The organism is Chryseobacterium lathyri (assembly GCF_003290185.1).
In the GTDB taxonomy this organism is placed as follows: domain Bacteria; phylum Bacteroidota; class Bacteroidia; order Flavobacteriales; family Weeksellaceae; genus Chryseobacterium; species Chryseobacterium lathyri.
This window is the reverse complement of sequence record NZ_QNFY01000006.1, coordinates 289,046-303,447: the sequence shown is the minus strand read 5'-3', so window position 1 is coordinate 303,447 and position 14,402 is coordinate 289,046. Positions and strand designations below refer to the sequence as shown.

General features: G+C 37.8%; 14 protein-coding genes. 4 read left to right on the top strand and 10 right to left on the bottom strand.

The window, feature by feature from the left end; genetic code table 11:
* Positions 1–16 precede the first annotated feature (16 nt).
* Positions 17–1,228, top strand: a complete 1,212-nt coding sequence (locus DRF61_RS10815; protein ID WP_111956842.1) for a hypothetical protein — start codon at positions 17–19, stop codon at positions 1,226–1,228.
* A 142-nt stretch (positions 1,229–1,370) separates the two neighbouring features.
* On the opposite strand, the gene DRF61_RS10810 is transcribed toward DRF61_RS10815, so the two are convergent.
* The 7 genes from DRF61_RS10810 to DRF61_RS22900 form a co-directional block, all read right to left on the bottom strand.
* Positions 1,371–2,609 (bottom strand): amidohydrolase, encoded by a 1,239-nt coding sequence (locus DRF61_RS10810; RefSeq protein ID WP_111956840.1) that lies wholly within the window; start codon positions 2,607–2,609, stop codon positions 1,371–1,373.
* A gap of 84 nt (positions 2,610–2,693) precedes the next feature.
* On the bottom strand, positions 2,694–3,605 hold the full coding sequence (locus tag DRF61_RS10805) for a helix-turn-helix domain-containing protein (RefSeq protein ID WP_228452631.1): 912 nt from the start codon (positions 3,603–3,605) through the stop codon (positions 2,694–2,696).
* Positions 3,606–3,804: 199 nt separating this feature from the next.
* Positions 3,805–5,139 carry an amidohydrolase gene (locus DRF61_RS10800; protein WP_111956838.1) on the bottom strand — a complete coding sequence of 445 codons (1,335 nt, stop codon included), beginning with the start codon at positions 5,137–5,139 and terminating at the stop codon, positions 3,805–3,807.
* Between the two features lie 374 nt (positions 5,140–5,513).
* Positions 5,514–6,800, bottom strand: a complete 1,287-nt coding sequence (gene hemL, locus DRF61_RS10795; RefSeq protein ID WP_111956835.1) for a glutamate-1-semialdehyde 2,1-aminomutase — start codon at positions 6,798–6,800, stop codon at positions 5,514–5,516.
* Positions 6,801–6,873: 73 nt separating this feature from the next.
* Positions 6,874–7,935 (bottom strand): glucosaminidase domain-containing protein, encoded by a 1,062-nt coding sequence (locus tag DRF61_RS10790; protein WP_111956833.1) that lies wholly within the window; start codon positions 7,933–7,935, stop codon positions 6,874–6,876.
* A 16-nt stretch (positions 7,936–7,951) separates the two neighbouring features.
* Positions 7,952–8,860, bottom strand: a complete 909-nt coding sequence (locus tag DRF61_RS10785) for a 1-aminocyclopropane-1-carboxylate deaminase/D-cysteine desulfhydrase (RefSeq protein WP_111956831.1) — start codon at positions 8,858–8,860, stop codon at positions 7,952–7,954.
* Between the two features lie 325 nt (positions 8,861–9,185).
* Entirely contained in the window at positions 9,186–9,512 is a 327-nt protein-coding gene (locus DRF61_RS22900; RefSeq protein WP_111956829.1) for a hypothetical protein, read from the bottom strand.
* A gap of 40 nt (positions 9,513–9,552) precedes the next feature.
* On the opposite strand from DRF61_RS22900, the gene DRF61_RS10775 reads away from it, so the two are divergent.
* The 3 genes from DRF61_RS10775 (at position 9,553) to DRF61_RS10765 (ending at position 12,116) form a co-directional block, all read left to right on the top strand.
* Positions 9,553–9,735 carry a C1orf53 family protein gene (locus DRF61_RS10775; protein ID WP_048502239.1) on the top strand — a complete coding sequence of 61 codons (183 nt, stop codon included), beginning with the start codon at positions 9,553–9,555 and terminating at the stop codon, positions 9,733–9,735.
* 1 nt (position 9,736) lies between these two features.
* Positions 9,737–10,264, top strand: a complete 528-nt coding sequence (locus DRF61_RS10770; RefSeq protein WP_111956827.1) for a DUF4136 domain-containing protein — start codon at positions 9,737–9,739, stop codon at positions 10,262–10,264.
* Positions 10,265–10,589: 325 nt separating this feature from the next.
* On the top strand, positions 10,590–12,116 hold the full coding sequence (locus tag DRF61_RS10765; protein ID WP_111956825.1) for an endonuclease: 1,527 nt from the start codon (positions 10,590–10,592) through the stop codon (positions 12,114–12,116).
* Positions 12,117–12,191: 75 nt separating this feature from the next.
* Here DRF61_RS10765 and DRF61_RS10760 read toward each other — a convergent pair whose 3' ends face one another.
* The 3 genes from DRF61_RS10760 to DRF61_RS10750 form a co-directional block, all read right to left on the bottom strand.
* The gene (locus DRF61_RS10760; RefSeq protein ID WP_111956823.1) at positions 12,192–12,845 is read right to left on the bottom strand and encodes a hypothetical protein; all 654 of its coding nucleotides are present in this window, start codon (positions 12,843–12,845) and stop codon (positions 12,192–12,194) included.
* A gap of 64 nt (positions 12,846–12,909) precedes the next feature.
* Positions 12,910–13,566: a hypothetical protein gene (locus tag DRF61_RS10755; protein ID WP_111956821.1), complete on the bottom strand. Its 657-nt coding sequence runs from the start codon at positions 13,564–13,566 to the stop codon at positions 12,910–12,912.
* Positions 13,567–13,578: 12 nt separating this feature from the next.
* Entirely contained in the window at positions 13,579–14,394 is an 816-nt protein-coding gene (locus DRF61_RS10750; protein ID WP_228452633.1) for a hypothetical protein, read from the bottom strand.
* Positions 14,395–14,402: the final 8 nt, after the last annotated feature.

The following is a 14,402-nucleotide window of genomic DNA, read 5'->3' as shown; positions in this document are numbered from 1 at the left end:
AAAATCTTATTATAAAATGAAAAGAAATCTTTTAACTTTATTATCATTAACTTTACTTTTAAGCTTGTCCTCATGTACAATCGAAGTAAATGATGATTCAGGAACTCCTACTAATACAAACCCTGGAAATACAGCTGGTGTTTTACCTGAAGGAGGAAAATTATCTGGTGAAATCACTTCTAATTTAACAATAAAAAAAGGGAATTATACATTAGAAGGTATTGTAAAAGTAGCTGATGGAGCGACTCTTACTATCGAAGCTGGTGCAACATTTACCGTATCTACTGCCGTTACATCAAGTTTAGTTGTTTTACAAGGCGGTAAAATACTTGCTTTAGGGTCCGCAACGGAGCCAATAGTTTTCACAACTACAGCAAAGACTCCTGGCGGATGGGGTGGAATAACACTTTACGGAAGAGCTCCTATCAAAGCTGTAAACGGAAATCCTACTGCAGTATCTGAAGATGGAAATGCTATAACATATGGTGGAACCGATGCTAACTTTAGCTCAGGTATCTTAAAATATGTAAGAGTAGAATATGCAGGTAAAAAAATTAATGATGGAACTTCTGAAACCAATACTTTCACATTCTATGCTGTAGGAGATGGTACAATTTTAGAAAACTTAGTTGCCTACAAAGGAACTGATGACGGGTATGAATTCTTCGGAGGTACTGTAAGTGCCAAGAATATTGTTTCTTATGGTAACTATGATGATTCTTTTGACTGGCAGGATGCATGGAGCGGACAGAACAACACCAACTGGTATGCTTTTCAAACAGTGACTGGTAACTATGGAATGGAGATTGAAGCTTCCGCCAATGTAGACAATACAGCACCTAAGATTTCAAATATTACTTTGATAAGAGATACCAATACAGCTCCTGAGGTTGCGGGATCTACAGAAATTTCTGCTATCCAATTCAAAAGACAAGGAACAGGTATTTTCTCTAATGTATATATAAGCGGATATAAAAACACAGGGGGTAAAAATGCTTATGCAGTGCTTATTCAGGATGATGCTACTAATGCAAGCCAGGTTAATGCAGGAAAAGTAGTTGTATCACCAATTAACTATTTAAATTCAGATAACTTGGGAGTTTGGGGGTATGCTCAAACTAACGGTGGAAAAACTTTCACGAACACCGCTACCGTTACCAAAGTGTCTCTAACTCCTGGAGCTTGGGCTACTGTAGACGGAGTAAACCTTTTAGCAGGATTACAATAATAAGTAACTAGTTTCTTCATATCAAATCTAAGGGCCATCAGAATTCTTTCTGGTGGCTTTTGATTGTTCAAATAAATCAAAGAAAAGCCATCAGAAAATCCAATGTCTTTATTACAAAAAACAAGTATATTAAAAAATATATTTAATGTCTCCAAAATAAGTTCCCGTCATTCATCAGGGCTTCTATTTTGGATATTCTGGAAACAGATTCTGCAGAACATGAGGCATCAGTAAATACAACGGATGCATCGTCGCCTGGTTTGGGCCATTGCTGTTTTCCTTTTTCATCCAGCGGAAGAATACTTTGAGTTGCAAACTGAAGTGTTCTTGACAATTCAAATTCAGTTTCATATCCGTACAGTTCCGCAATCAGATTCGCTTTCTGAAGCATATTTCCTGATCCGAAGGTACTCCAGTAGTCCTGCACATTATCATTTCCGATCACAACCTTCACTCCATACTTTTTCAGCATTGGAATGGGCATTACCGTTCCTCTAAAGGGTACAGAAGAGGCAATTCCCACTTTTCCTTCAGCCAGTCTTTCTGCAATCTTTTCCGTTTCTTTTGGTGAAAGGTGGGCTAAAGCAAAGGCGTGACTTACAAATGTTTTTCCCTGAAGCTGTGGATTTTCAATAGCTTTATCGATAAGATAATTGATGGTCTTCATCCCGGACTCTCCTACTTCATGCAGGTGGATATCAATTCCTTTTTTATGGTCTAAAGCCAGTTGTATTGTGAAATCAATTACTTTTTCAATATTCCCGTCAATACTTAACGGATCAAGACCCCCGATAAAACCTACACTTTTCAGCTGTGCCGCTTCTTTCATCAAAGGAAGCGTATCTGTATAATACAGGCCATGCTGCGGGAAAGCAACAAGTTCAGCTTTAAAAGAATCTTTTTTATGTTCTAATGCTTTTTCCAGATTCTCAAGTGAATGCAAACCAGAAGTAGGATCAATATTAAAATGGGCTCTTGCAAAATGAGTCCCGTAATGCTGAAGCAGGCTGATCAGCTGCTCTGCTCTCTCCACAGAAGTTTTTAAAAGTTCAGGGATAATTTCCTGCTCATAGGCAATCATATCCTTCACCGTTCTCCGTTTCGGTGAAAGTGCCTGCCACGGAAGTCCGTATAATGTCTTGTCCAGATGAATATGCATATCTCTGAAGGCAGGAAGCATCAGAAAACCTTTACCATCCAAAGCATCAGAAGCAGGATCATTCGGTTTTATGGATTTGATCTTTCCGTCTTCTATTTCAATACTGAAAAGACCGGTTTTCGTCCTGATTACTTCTTCATCATCATATTCAAATCCCGTTTCGAGACGGACATTTTTGAGTGAATAGGTTCCTTTTGCGGCCAATTGATAGGGAAACTGCATGACTTATCTTTTTTAACAGGACAAAGCTACGACCACCCCGTTGCAAAACCGGTGTATCAATTATGCTTTGTGTTGTACAGATTATTATTTGAACTGTGACGGAGTCATTCCCGTCTGTGCTTTGAAAAATTTGGAAAAACTGGCATGATCATAAAAACCGAGATCGTACAAAATATCTTTTACAGACATTTCCGATACTTTTAAAAGGCGTTTTGCTTCCAACAGAATCCTGTCCTGGATGAGGGAGGAAGCAGAAGCATTCAGATTTTTTTTGCAGACAATATTTAAATAATTGGCCGAAATATTAAGCTTTTCCGCGTAAAAAGAAACCGATCTTTCCGTTCTGAAATGTTCATCAATAAGATGTAGAAACTTGGAAATAATAGGATTGGAATGATACATTTCAAAATCTTTAAAAGTCCCCTTCACCGATTTACTAACCAACAGCCCGATGAGCTCGCTCCGTTTCTGAATGACTTCCCAAAAAACATTCTTCTCATGTACTTCTTTCCGGATAGCCTGAAATTCATACAGAAAAGTCTGAAAGGCTTCTTTGGAAAGATTAATGACCGGATGATTCTGGTAATACGAAGCAGAAAACCTCAGCGAAGGCAGAAAACTCTCAAACCAGTCTCTGCTGATCATCAGTTGATAGCCCACTGTTTCCTTTTCAATCACCCATTGATGTACCTGATCCGGAAAAACAAGATGGATCTGGCAATTTTCTACTTCATATTCTGTGAAATCAATGGTATGAGTCCCTTTTCCATGCTCAAAAAGATTAATGATAAAAAAATCATGCTTGTGAGGTTCATCAATAGAACGTTCCCCGTGCAGTTCATTGAACAGCAGATGACAGCCCTGAAGCTGATTTTCGCTGAACTCCTGAATTCCCAGGATTGGAAAATGATCGGTATGATGCCCCACGTACTCTGATTTTCTCTTAAAATTAGTAAAATTTATGCGAGAAATCTGAATAGATGGAGATATTTTCATTTTTAAACAGATATGATTGCTTTTAACCATAAAAAGCGACTGTATGGATTTTCAATATTTTTAATTTCCTACAGAGCAGAATAATTTTTAAGACATTAAGATAAATGAAGTAAATAAGGAAAGTTAAGCTCTACTTAGTATTCTTAAAAATTGAATGTATCTTCATGGTTTTATTATTTTCGTAGAAGAAAAGATCATTTTAATAAACTGTATTTCCCTGATGAACTAAAGATTTCACCTCTGAAATTCTTGAAACCGCTTCTGCCGAACAGCTTGCATTTATCAGGACAAAATCCGCCTGATCTCCGGCTTTTGGCCATTGCTGAATTCCTTTATCATCCAGCGGGAGGACATTCGCTGTTGCCAGTTTCAGGCTTCTTGATAATAAAAACTCCGTAGAATATCCGTACAGCTGAGCCATCAGATTGGCTTTCTGAAGTACACTTCCGGTCCCGAAAGTATTCCAGTGGTCCACAATACTGTCATTACCTGTCAGGACGGTTACATTATGTTTGTACAGAGTAGGAATCGGCATTACAAGACTCCCAAAAGGGATGGTGGAAACAATTCCGATTTGGGCCTCAGCCAGTTTTTCTGCTGTTTCTTCCTGTTTTACTTTGTCCAATTTTGCTAAAACAAAACAGTGACTCAGATAGGTTTTTCCTTTCAGGGAAGGATTCTCATTGACTTTTTTAATAAGGTACTCTACCGTATTCAACCCGGACTCATCAGATTCATGAAGGTGGATATCAATTCCTTTTTTATGATCTAAAGCCAACTGAACGGTAAAATCAATTGTTTTTTCAATAGCTCCATCAATCGTAAACGGATCTACTCCACCGATAAAATCAATATCCATCCGGGCCGCTTCTTTAAGATAGGGCACCGAATCCGTGTAAAAGACACCATGCTGGGGAAAAGCAACCAGTTCGGCTCCAAAACCTTTCTTTTTATTTTCCAAAGCCTTTTGAAGGTTCTTTAATGAGTCCAGTTTTGAAGTAGGCTCAATATTAACATGACTTCTCGCAAAAGATGTTCCCTTTGACTGCAACAGTTCAATCATCTTTTCTGCTTTGAACGTTGAGTTTTTCAGCATTTTGGGAAGCATTTTCTGCTCGAGTGCGATCATTCCTTTTACACCACCCGTTCTTTTTCTGACCGCCTGCCATTTATTGCCGTAAAACGTTTTATCCAGATGAATATGCATATCCTTAAACGCAGGAAGCATCAGCATTTCTTTGGCATCAACAGCTTTTGCATTCGGCTGGTTCGGAGCTATATTTTTGATTTTTCCGTTTTCGATTTCAATATAAAACAGATCGGTTTTAGTAGAAACAACCTCTCCTTCTTCATACTCAAAACCGGTTTCCAGACGGACATTTTTAAGGCTTAATTTTCCTTTTGCCGAAATATTCTGTGTATCAAAAAACGGTGATGCTGCCATAATATTAGGTATTAAAGTAAGCCCGGCTGCGGCCAGCGCTGAATTTTTTATAAAATCTTTACGGGATATCGAATTGTCAGAGGTCTTCATTCCAAACTATTTATACAAAAGTAGAAAGAACGCGAATGATCAAGGTGTATGGTTTATTACAATATCTGTATGATTTATTGAATGGCTTAATTTCTTTTGTCTTGAAACAAAAGAAACAAAAATTCAAGACTGGAATTCTCGGCTAAAAATGAATTCTATTCTCTAAAAATTCTAAAACTCGTGCGGTTACTATCTATGTTTAGAATCAAGATTTGTCCCGCACTCAAACAGTAGATTTTTTTTAACGTTCATAGAAATCATTTTCTTAACGCCTCCACTTCCTATGTCGTTTCTAAATACTTAATACTTTTCTGGTGGATATAAAAAAGACCGGATCTAAAAACCCAGTCTTTTTATAATTTATTTTTTAACCCTTAAGAAGAATATTCAAATTTTCTTACGGCTTCCAGTGTCATGTCAATTTCTTTATCCTTGATGGCATCACTGATAAAATATGTTTCATACCCACTTGGTGGAAGATATATTCCGTTCTTCAGCATCTGGTGAAAGAAATTATTGAACAGAGAATGGTTGGAAGCCTCTGCCTCATCAAAATTGGAAACCCTGTTCGTATGGAAAAACACAGACATCATGGATCCTTTTCTGTTAATTTTGTGAGGAATTCCTTTTTCATTTAAAATTTTCCCGATTCCGAAATCCAATGTTTCTGCAGTTTTATTGATTCTGCTAAAAAATTCCGGATCATTTTTGATAAGCTGTAAAGTTTTCAGTCCGGCTCTCATTGCCAGTGGATTTCCACTTAAGGTTCCGGCCTGATAAACACCTCCTTTCGGGGCCAGATGATCCATAATTTCGTTTCTTCCTGCAAAAGCTCCTACCGGAAGACCTCCACCAATTACTTTTCCGTAAGTAACCAGGTCGGCTTTTACATTGTACAGCTCCTGCGCTCCTCCGAAAGCCAGCCTGAAACCGGTCATCACTTCATCAAAAATCAATAAAGCTCCGTTTTCATCACAGATCCTTCTCAAGTTCTGAAGGAAATTATTTTCAGGAAGCACACAGCCCATGTTTCCGGCAACCGGCTCAATGATAACGGCAGCAATTTGACCCTGGTTGTGACGGAACAGATCTTCTACCTGCTCAAAATCGTTATAACGGGCCAGAAGAGTATCTTTAGCCGTTCCTTCCGTTACTCCCGGAGAATTGGGGTTTCCGAAAGTAGCTGCACCGCTTCCTGCCTTGATCAGAAATGAATCTGAATGGCCATGATAGCAACCTTCAAATTTAACAATCTTGTCTCTTTTTGTAAAACCTCTTGCCAGTCTTACGGCACTCATACAGGCTTCTGTACCTGAGGATACCATTCTGATCTGGTCGATATTAGGAACGTTTTCTACGATGAATTTGGCAATTTCTGTTTCCAGCTCTGTAGGTGCTCCGAACGAAAAGCCTTTTTCGGCCTGTATTTTCAGTTCTTCAAGCACTTCAGGATGGGTGTGTCCCAAAATAGCAGGACCCCAAGAATTAATGTAATCGATGTATGTATTATCATCTGCATCGGTAAGGTAGGCCCCTTTTGCAGATTTCATAAATACAGGAACACCTCCTACTGATTTGAATGCACGTACCGGAGAATTTACACCTCCCGGAATGTATTGGTATGCTTCATCGAATAAAGCTGAACTTCTTTGGTATTTCATATTTTAGTTGAACGTTGATGGTTTATAATCGACAGTCAGATAGCAACTGGCAATGAGAAACCGGCAACAAAAATTAGTTTCTGGGTTTTTTATCAATTAAATAAATCAGCTGACCGGCAGACGGTTTCTGTCCTTCGTCCATTCTGTTTTTTGCATATAATTTATTTAATTTGATTCCGAATTTTTGAGCAATATCATGCATATCCTCACCAGATTCAGCTTTATAAATGGCTGTATTTCCCGCAGAATTTTTAGATTCAAGAAATACGATATCATTTTTCTTTAAAACATCACTATTAAGCTCATTCCACTTAATCAGTCTGCTTTCGCTTACCTTGAATTTGTCTGCAATGAATTTAACGTTAGTATCTTCGGGAATGACAATGTATTTTAAGCCCTCATTCGGATGGCTTTTGATAAGAATTGAATTTAAAATTTCAGCTTTTGTTTTGATTTTTTCAACTCTTTTCTGCTGTTGGGCATACGAGGTTTGTTTATAAGGAACTTCTACTGTAACAGGATCTTTAGCTTTCTTCACTGTCATTTTTGAAGGTTCCAGCTGGGCCATGAATGTTCTGTCGTCTTTCAGGTCCGGATACATTTTAAGAACGGCATACAGTACTTCTCTGGAGTTAGTATCGTCATACTCGTAAAGTCTGTATCTTTCAATTTTACCGATTAAAATTGAAGCGTAGCGGGGATTGGTTGCATAGCCTGCTTTTTTAAGTCCATGTGCCCATGCTTTGTAATCTTTCATATCCAGATTGAAAAGATTGGTGTAATATTTTCTTGTGGATAAAAATATGGAATGGTCTTCATAAGACTGTCTGGGATCGTCATAAACCCTGAAACATTCATTGGGAGCATCATCGGTGTGCCTCATGGTTTTTCCTGTCCAGTCTTCCTTACATTTTATTCCGAAGTGATTTTTACCTTCCTGAGCCAGTCTGCTCTGTCCGCCTCCAGTCTCTAAGAGACCTTGAGCCAATGTAATAGAAGCCGGAATTTTATATTTTTCCATTTCTTCTACTGCATATTTAGCAAATTTTTGAATGTACTGGTCTTCAGTCGCCCAAGTTTGGGCTGAGAATGTTGATAAAACTAAAAGGCTTATGATTGAGAAAAGTCTTTTCATGTTTTTCAATTTTTACTTATATAATTAAATTTCTATTCTGTTTTTCCAAAAGCAGATTGGCTCCTTCAATCCCCTGCAGTCCGCCGGTATGAAAGCACAAGATCCTGCTGTTCTCAGGAAAATATCCGTCATCAATCAGTTCGAAAACTTTCTGCATCATTTTTCCTGTATACACCGGCTCCAAAGGAATGCCGTACTTCTCTTTAAAATCATTGATAAAACGGATGTTTTCATCTTTTATTTTACCATAACCCCCAAAACATGAATCTATTAGATTAAAATTCTGTCTTGAGGTTAATTCTAAAATTTTATTCTCCAGTGAAGCATCGTCAACGACATTAAATCCTATAACTTTCTGATCTTCTTCACAAAACTTTGCCATTCCCGCAACTGTACCTCCGGTTCCAACCGCGGTGCAAAGATAGTCAAAATCTTTTGTTTGGTCATTGAGCATCATTTTAACGCCTTCTACAGCATCTTTATTGGTACCGCCTTCCGGAACAATTAAAGCGTCGGGGAATTCTTTATGCAGAAATTCGGTTAATTTTTCTTTATGCCTGTACTCTTCCCGGGTTACAAATTTCAGGTTCATCCCGTTTCTTTTTGCTAAAAGAAGTGTAGGATTATCCCTCCATTTATTTTGTAGTTCTTCCCCTCGTATTATTCCCAACGTAGGAATTCCGGACAGGTTTCCTGCAGCAGAAACGGCAGCAATATGATTGGAAAATGCTCCTCCAAAAGTGATGATATAGGGATTTTCAGGATTTCTTTCCAGGTAGCTGTTGATATTGTAAAAAAGCTTCCAGTATTTATTTCCTGAGATTTGAGGATGGATAAGGTCTTCCCTTTTTATAAAGAGCTTTACATTTTTATAAATAGGTATTTCCTGAATGGGAATAGGCTCTGCCGGAGGTTTTAATAGCATTTCTGTTGTTTAACTATTATCTGCAAAATTAGTAAAAGATTTGCTTTGTGTGATTTATAACGACATGAATCATTTTGTTTTTTACATTTAAAGAGCACAGAAAAATTTATGCCTATTTTTTTGACTACAGATGACACAGATTTTCACAGATGATGGATTGTTTATTTATAAGTTGTTTTTGTGATTATTTGTGGGAATATTTGTGAAATTTGTGTTTTAATTTTAGGTTTTGGCTAAAGCCGGGTAAAGGCGGTTTATTTTTTGAAGGCAAGCTAAAGCCCATCCCTATTGAATTTTAAGGTAAACATTTTACATTTTACATTAACTACAAATACTTCCTGAAATTCCAGATTTTTCTTGTCTTCAGGTAATTCAGATTGCTTTCATTTGCATATGCTTCCCTTTCAAATGAAATTCTTTTATAAGCAAGAAAGCCATCTTTCAGTTTAAAAAACCAGTAATAATATTCGATGACATAAAAAACATAAAAGAAAATAATAAGCATTTCCAACTGCTGTCTCAAATGGATTTTTTCGTGATTGATAAGTACTTTATTTTCCTTATCTTCGGGTTTCCTAATGAAGATAAAGGGAAAGAGAGCAATGCCGTTAATTTTTAATTTTTTTAATGGCTTTTGGCATATAATTATCATACTAACAAATATAAAGTTTTTTGACTTAGAGATTTAACTTATGGCCCAATATGACATCAAAGAAGGTGAAGACTTCTACTATAATGAACAGGGGTACAAGGTTTTTACGGAAAAATTCCATCTGAAAAGAGGATATTGCTGTAAAAGCGGATGCAGACACTGTCCTTACGGGTACGATAAAAAGACTGATACATTCATTAAAAACGATAAAAAAAATAAATAAAATGAAAAAATATATTTTTATTTTGTTAGCATCGGCTGCATTAGGCCTTACATCGTGCAGCCCGTTCCAGGTACGTTCGGATTATGCTGAAACAGCTAATTTTACGACTTACAAGACCTATAAAATTAGGATTGACGATCTGAAACTGAATGACATTGATAAAGACAGAGTTTTAAACGAATTATCGAGACAGCTTCAAAGCAAGGGACTTCAGTCGGGAGAAAATCCTGATCTGATCGTTAACGTAAAGGCCAATCATAAAAAAATAACGGACATCAACAATAGTTCTCCTTACGGAATGTGGGGATGGGGCGGACCTTTCGGATGGGGTGTTGGCATGAGCAGAACATGGACAAGCAATTATAATGAAGGTGCACTGATTGTTGACCTCATTGATTCTAAAACCAATAAACTGGTTTGGCAGGGTATCGGAAGCGGAATCTCCGTGGATTCTCCAAGAGCTAAACAGAAACAGATTCCTGAGATCATGGCTGAGATTATGAAAAATTATCCTCCTCAGAGAAAGTAAGATATTTAAATCAATCTTATATATAATCCGGTGCAGTTTTTCTGTGCCGGTTTTTTTTGTCCAAAATAACTGAAAGCTTCAACATCATTAAATTTCTTTTTACCTGTTCTTTTGTCTTGAAACAAAAGAACGAAAAGTTCAAGACTGGAATCTTCCTAGGTCGGTTAGATTCCCCCTTTAAATAAATCGTCTGCCATTGAAATGAGTCTACAATCATTTGAAGTAATTCTGGTCTTCATAAACTGCATGCGCTACATCTTAAAATTAACACTAATGTAATTTTTTATTCGCAAAAATATAGTATTCTTACAGAAATTTTATCTGTATGAAAAAAATTATCTTATTTACTGCAATAGCGGGGCTTGCCAATGCCCAGGCTCCTGCAGGATACTACAATTCAGCGAACGGACTGAGTGGTGCAGCGTTAAAAACGGAATTAAGTTCTATCATCACAAACGGACACCAGGACAAAGGCTACAGCGGACTCTGGACAGGTTATAAAACGACTGATATTGATAAGAACTATGAAAATGATGGCTCTATCATGGATATTTATTCGGAAAGACCTTCCGGGACTGATCCTTACAAATATACCCCCGGTACGAACCAATGCGGAACATATTCTACGGAGGGTAACTGCTATAACAGGGAGCATATAGTTCCTCAGAGCTTATTCAGTGAGGCTGCTCCTATGGTTTCGGACATTCATTTTATCCGGGCTACCGACGGAAAGGTAAACGGGATGAGAAGCAATTATCCTTTCGGAAAGGTAGGTTCAGCTACATTTACCTCTCAAAACGGCTCAAAACTGGGCAGCTCTTCGTCTTCAGGATATGCAGGAACTGTTTTTGAACCGATTGACGAGTTTAAAGGGGATGTGGCAAGGATGATCTTTTACTTTGTAACCCGTTATCAGAGCAAACTTTCTTCTTTTTCTTCAGGTAATATGCTGGGCAGTTCAACATTTCCCGGGCTACAGACCTGGGAACTGAATGTTCTTCTGGCATGGCACGCTCAGGATCCTGTTTCACAAGCTGAAATCAATAGAAATAATGCCTCTTATACTTTCCAAGGGAATAGAAACCCGTTTATCGACAATCCTAGTTATGTAGGTCAGATCTGGGGCTCCAGTCCTGGAACCACGGATCCCGGAACTCCTACTCCTGGAACAGAATGCATCAATGAAACATTCGGAACAATTCCTACCGCCAGCAGTGCTTCTTATCTAACAAGAACCTGGACGGGCAGCGGTATTTCATGGACGGCTACAGATGCAAGAACTGACCAGACCATCAACGGCCAGGCTATTACGGTAAGAAACGGTTCTTTAACTTCGGGAAGCTCGGCCAACGGTATCGGATCACTGACGGTAACAACTCAGCTTAAGTTTTCGGGAACAAGCGGAACTTTTGATGTAAAAGTAAACGGTACAACAGTAGGAACAGTGCCTTACAGTGCCACTGCTACCACTACAACCATCAATAATATCAATATCACCGGGAATGTTACGGTAAGCCTTACTAACAGCTCATCGAGCAACAGAGTGGCTATTGATGATCTTAAATGGACGTGTTATTCAGGAACTGCAAGAATGGCTCAAAAAGTCTCAGCAAATGAAATCACAGTTCAGGAACTTCAGATATCTCCTAACCCGATTTCAGGACAGGAAATTTTTGTACAAGGTGACACCCGGAATATTAAAAAGGCAGAGATCGTTAATCTTCAGGGAAAAACGCTTGAGAGCATTAACAGTCCTTTTAAAAACGGAAACTCTATTAAGATCAAAAACCTTGAGCAGGGTGTTTATATTTTAAAGCTTGACCAGTCTGCTTTGAAATTCATTGTAAAATAATCTGTTGATTAAAAATAATATAGCCGGCTCAATGTTTTGAGCCGGCTATTTTTTATTTAAAAAATAGTGTTTCTACTATTTCATATACTGATACCAAGGAGATCCCTGCGGAGTAGGATATTTTAATCCGAAAACCACATCATTTCTGTAGGCATCTTTGGTTACGGTTACATATTTATTTCTGATTCTTCCATCGTCCTCAATAGAAATACTCAGTATGGAATAGTTTTTCCCGTCGTCCCAGAAAAAAGAAGTAGGATAGGTAAATGAGTTTTTCTCACCCTGGTTCCATGATACCTTATCCGGTGCCACTTTCTTTAGCTTTTCAAAAATCTGCTTTACCATTTTAGCATCTACAGTTGCTTTATCTGTCACTGTAGCGGTAGGTTTTCCATGTTTTCCTGCAATTTTTTCAACAAACTCCAAAGAGTTTTTTTCAGCGGCATTGGTGTCGATTGCACTTACTTTACCTTTGAATACGGTAATTCTTGTTCCCATGGTATTGTCCAGAAGAATTCCGCCATACGTCAATCCTTTATTTTCATCTGCATAGTATTGTATAACATCCGGTTTGCTGCCTTTATCTTTCAGAAATATATCTTTATTTTCAAGATCATATTTTTTTGCATCTTCCCCTAAAGAGACAGATGAAAGATCAAATGATTTATTTCCGCAGCAGATATTGATCAATACAATGAAAATTAATGCCAAGAATTTTCCTTTTTTCATAATACTTTATATTTGATTTATTAATGTCATTCACAAATTCTTGCAGAGAAACAGGTCAACTATTTTACTGTTTTAAATAGATGAACAGAATGCAGCATACATTGATCAAAGTAAGTGCCAGCCCTACACCCAGAGACCATTTTACTCTTTTTTTCATGTTAAATGATGTACCGTAAGTAGTAAGCAGTGCTGCAAAAAAAGCGGCAACTCCTGTAAAAACACCTCCACCAGCCAACACTATCCAATCCAGTTCCACAGCATTTGTACTGTCCTGATTTTCCGCATCTGTAATTTTTATTTTCTCTCCCAGTTCGGGTGGATTATTGCTTGTAATATCAAGTGTTTTCACCACTTTTTTGCCTTCCATATCAATATATTCTACTTTCGGAAAAAAAATAGCTCTGTCACTGTAGGTAGAGGAACTTGGAAAGTTTTTAGCTTTTGTGATTTCTTTCTTATATCCAATCACTGTTGCAGTGTATTGGGGTTCATCAAAAGTTCTGTAGGCCTTCTCCCAAAAAAATGAGTAGGATAAAATGAACGTTAAAGCATTGATGGAAATCATTATTAACGAAATAAAAAACAAAAGAAAGGCCTTCTCAAGAAAACCTCCTGTTTTTCCGGAATCATGCTTTCTATCCGAAATTTTTGAAAAAATCCTGTATCCTAAGAATACGGAAAACAGAACAACCACCGCTACGAAACCTCCAAAAAAAGTCATGATCCGGATAATTTAAATAATACTAAATCCTTTTTCTTTCGTTCTCATGTGAAGCTTGACCTCCATTTCAATATTGCCTTGCTTTTCAAGGTCGGGGCTTTTAAACTGGAGCGGCTGAGATCCGTCTTTTCTCATGAGTCTTACCAATTTACCATAGCCCATGATTTCCAAGTGCAGATCGGCTTCATTAAGTTCTTCAACTGCTAAATTCTGTCCAAACAATTGACCGGCACTGTCTAAAAATCTTTTTTTCCGATCTTCAGTATAATATAAAGCCTGCTCCTGAAGCTGCATTTTGTCATGAGACATTTCCAGGTATTTTCCGACATTATGTTCAACCAATACTGCGCGTATCTGCTTATAGTATTTGAAAACATCGCTGAAGAGGTCTTCTTTTTTCATGTCTTTAAAATCTACTGAATGCTGCCAACCATCCAGTACAAAAGGAAGTTCCACTTCTATTTCGCCGGCAACATTAAAAGTCGGGTGTTGGACATTCTCTGTCAGTCCGTCCCATGGGGATTCCATTTTAGGGCGAAATTCAGCACGGGATGCTTTCCAGTTATCAAAATCTGCACAAAAGAAATCTACCGACAGGGTATCATCCTCATCTAAAACATTTTTACCCAATCGCGGATACATTTTCCCAACTACCTGATATTTCCCGCTCTGAAGCAGTGCCTGGTTGATCATGGTATCTCCTCCAAACCCGCCTTCTTTTGTCTCATCTCCGTACCAGTCTATGACAGGAACATCATTCACATAAATAGTTCCCGAACAATACATTCTGGGATAAACGGAATATAATGGTTTTTTAAAATTATGCATACCTGAAT

Coding starts and splice junctions, on each gene's coding strand:
- DRF61_RS10805 (WP_228452631.1), bottom strand. CDS start 3,605: ATGAAAATATCTCCATCTATTCAGATTTCTCGCATAAATTTTACTAAT.
- DRF61_RS10765 (WP_111956825.1), top strand. CDS start 10,590: ATGAAAAAAATTATCTTATTTACTGCAATAGCGGGGCTTGCCAATGCC.
- hemL (WP_111956835.1), bottom strand. CDS start 6,800: ATGAAATACCAAAGAAGTTCAGCTTTATTCGATGAAGCATACCAATAC.
- DRF61_RS22900 (WP_111956829.1), bottom strand. CDS start 9,512: ATGATAATTATATGCCAAAAGCCATTAAAAAAATTAAAAATTAACGGC.
- DRF61_RS10785 (WP_111956831.1), bottom strand. CDS start 8,860: ATGCTATTAAAACCTCCGGCAGAGCCTATTCCCATTCAGGAAATACCT.
- DRF61_RS10800 (WP_111956838.1), bottom strand. CDS start 5,139: ATGAAGACCTCTGACAATTCGATATCCCGTAAAGATTTTATAAAAAAT.
- DRF61_RS10755 (WP_111956821.1), bottom strand. CDS start 13,566: ATGACTTTTTTTGGAGGTTTCGTAGCGGTGGTTGTTCTGTTTTCCGTA.
- DRF61_RS10810 (WP_111956840.1), bottom strand. CDS start 2,609: ATGCAGTTTCCCTATCAATTGGCCGCAAAAGGAACCTATTCACTCAAA.
- DRF61_RS10815 (WP_111956842.1), top strand. CDS start 17: ATGAAAAGAAATCTTTTAACTTTATTATCATTAACTTTACTTTTAAGC.
- DRF61_RS10770 (WP_111956827.1), top strand. CDS start 9,737: ATGAAAAAATATATTTTTATTTTGTTAGCATCGGCTGCATTAGGCCTT.
- DRF61_RS10775 (WP_048502239.1), top strand. CDS start 9,553: ATGGCCCAATATGACATCAAAGAAGGTGAAGACTTCTACTATAATGAA.
- DRF61_RS10760 (WP_111956823.1), bottom strand. CDS start 12,845: ATGAAAAAAGGAAAATTCTTGGCATTAATTTTCATTGTATTGATCAAT.
- DRF61_RS10750 (WP_228452633.1), bottom strand. CDS start 14,394: ATGCATAATTTTAAAAAACCATTATATTCCGTTTATCCCAGAATGTAT.
- DRF61_RS10790 (WP_111956833.1), bottom strand. CDS start 7,935: ATGAAAAGACTTTTCTCAATCATAAGCCTTTTAGTTTTATCAACATTC.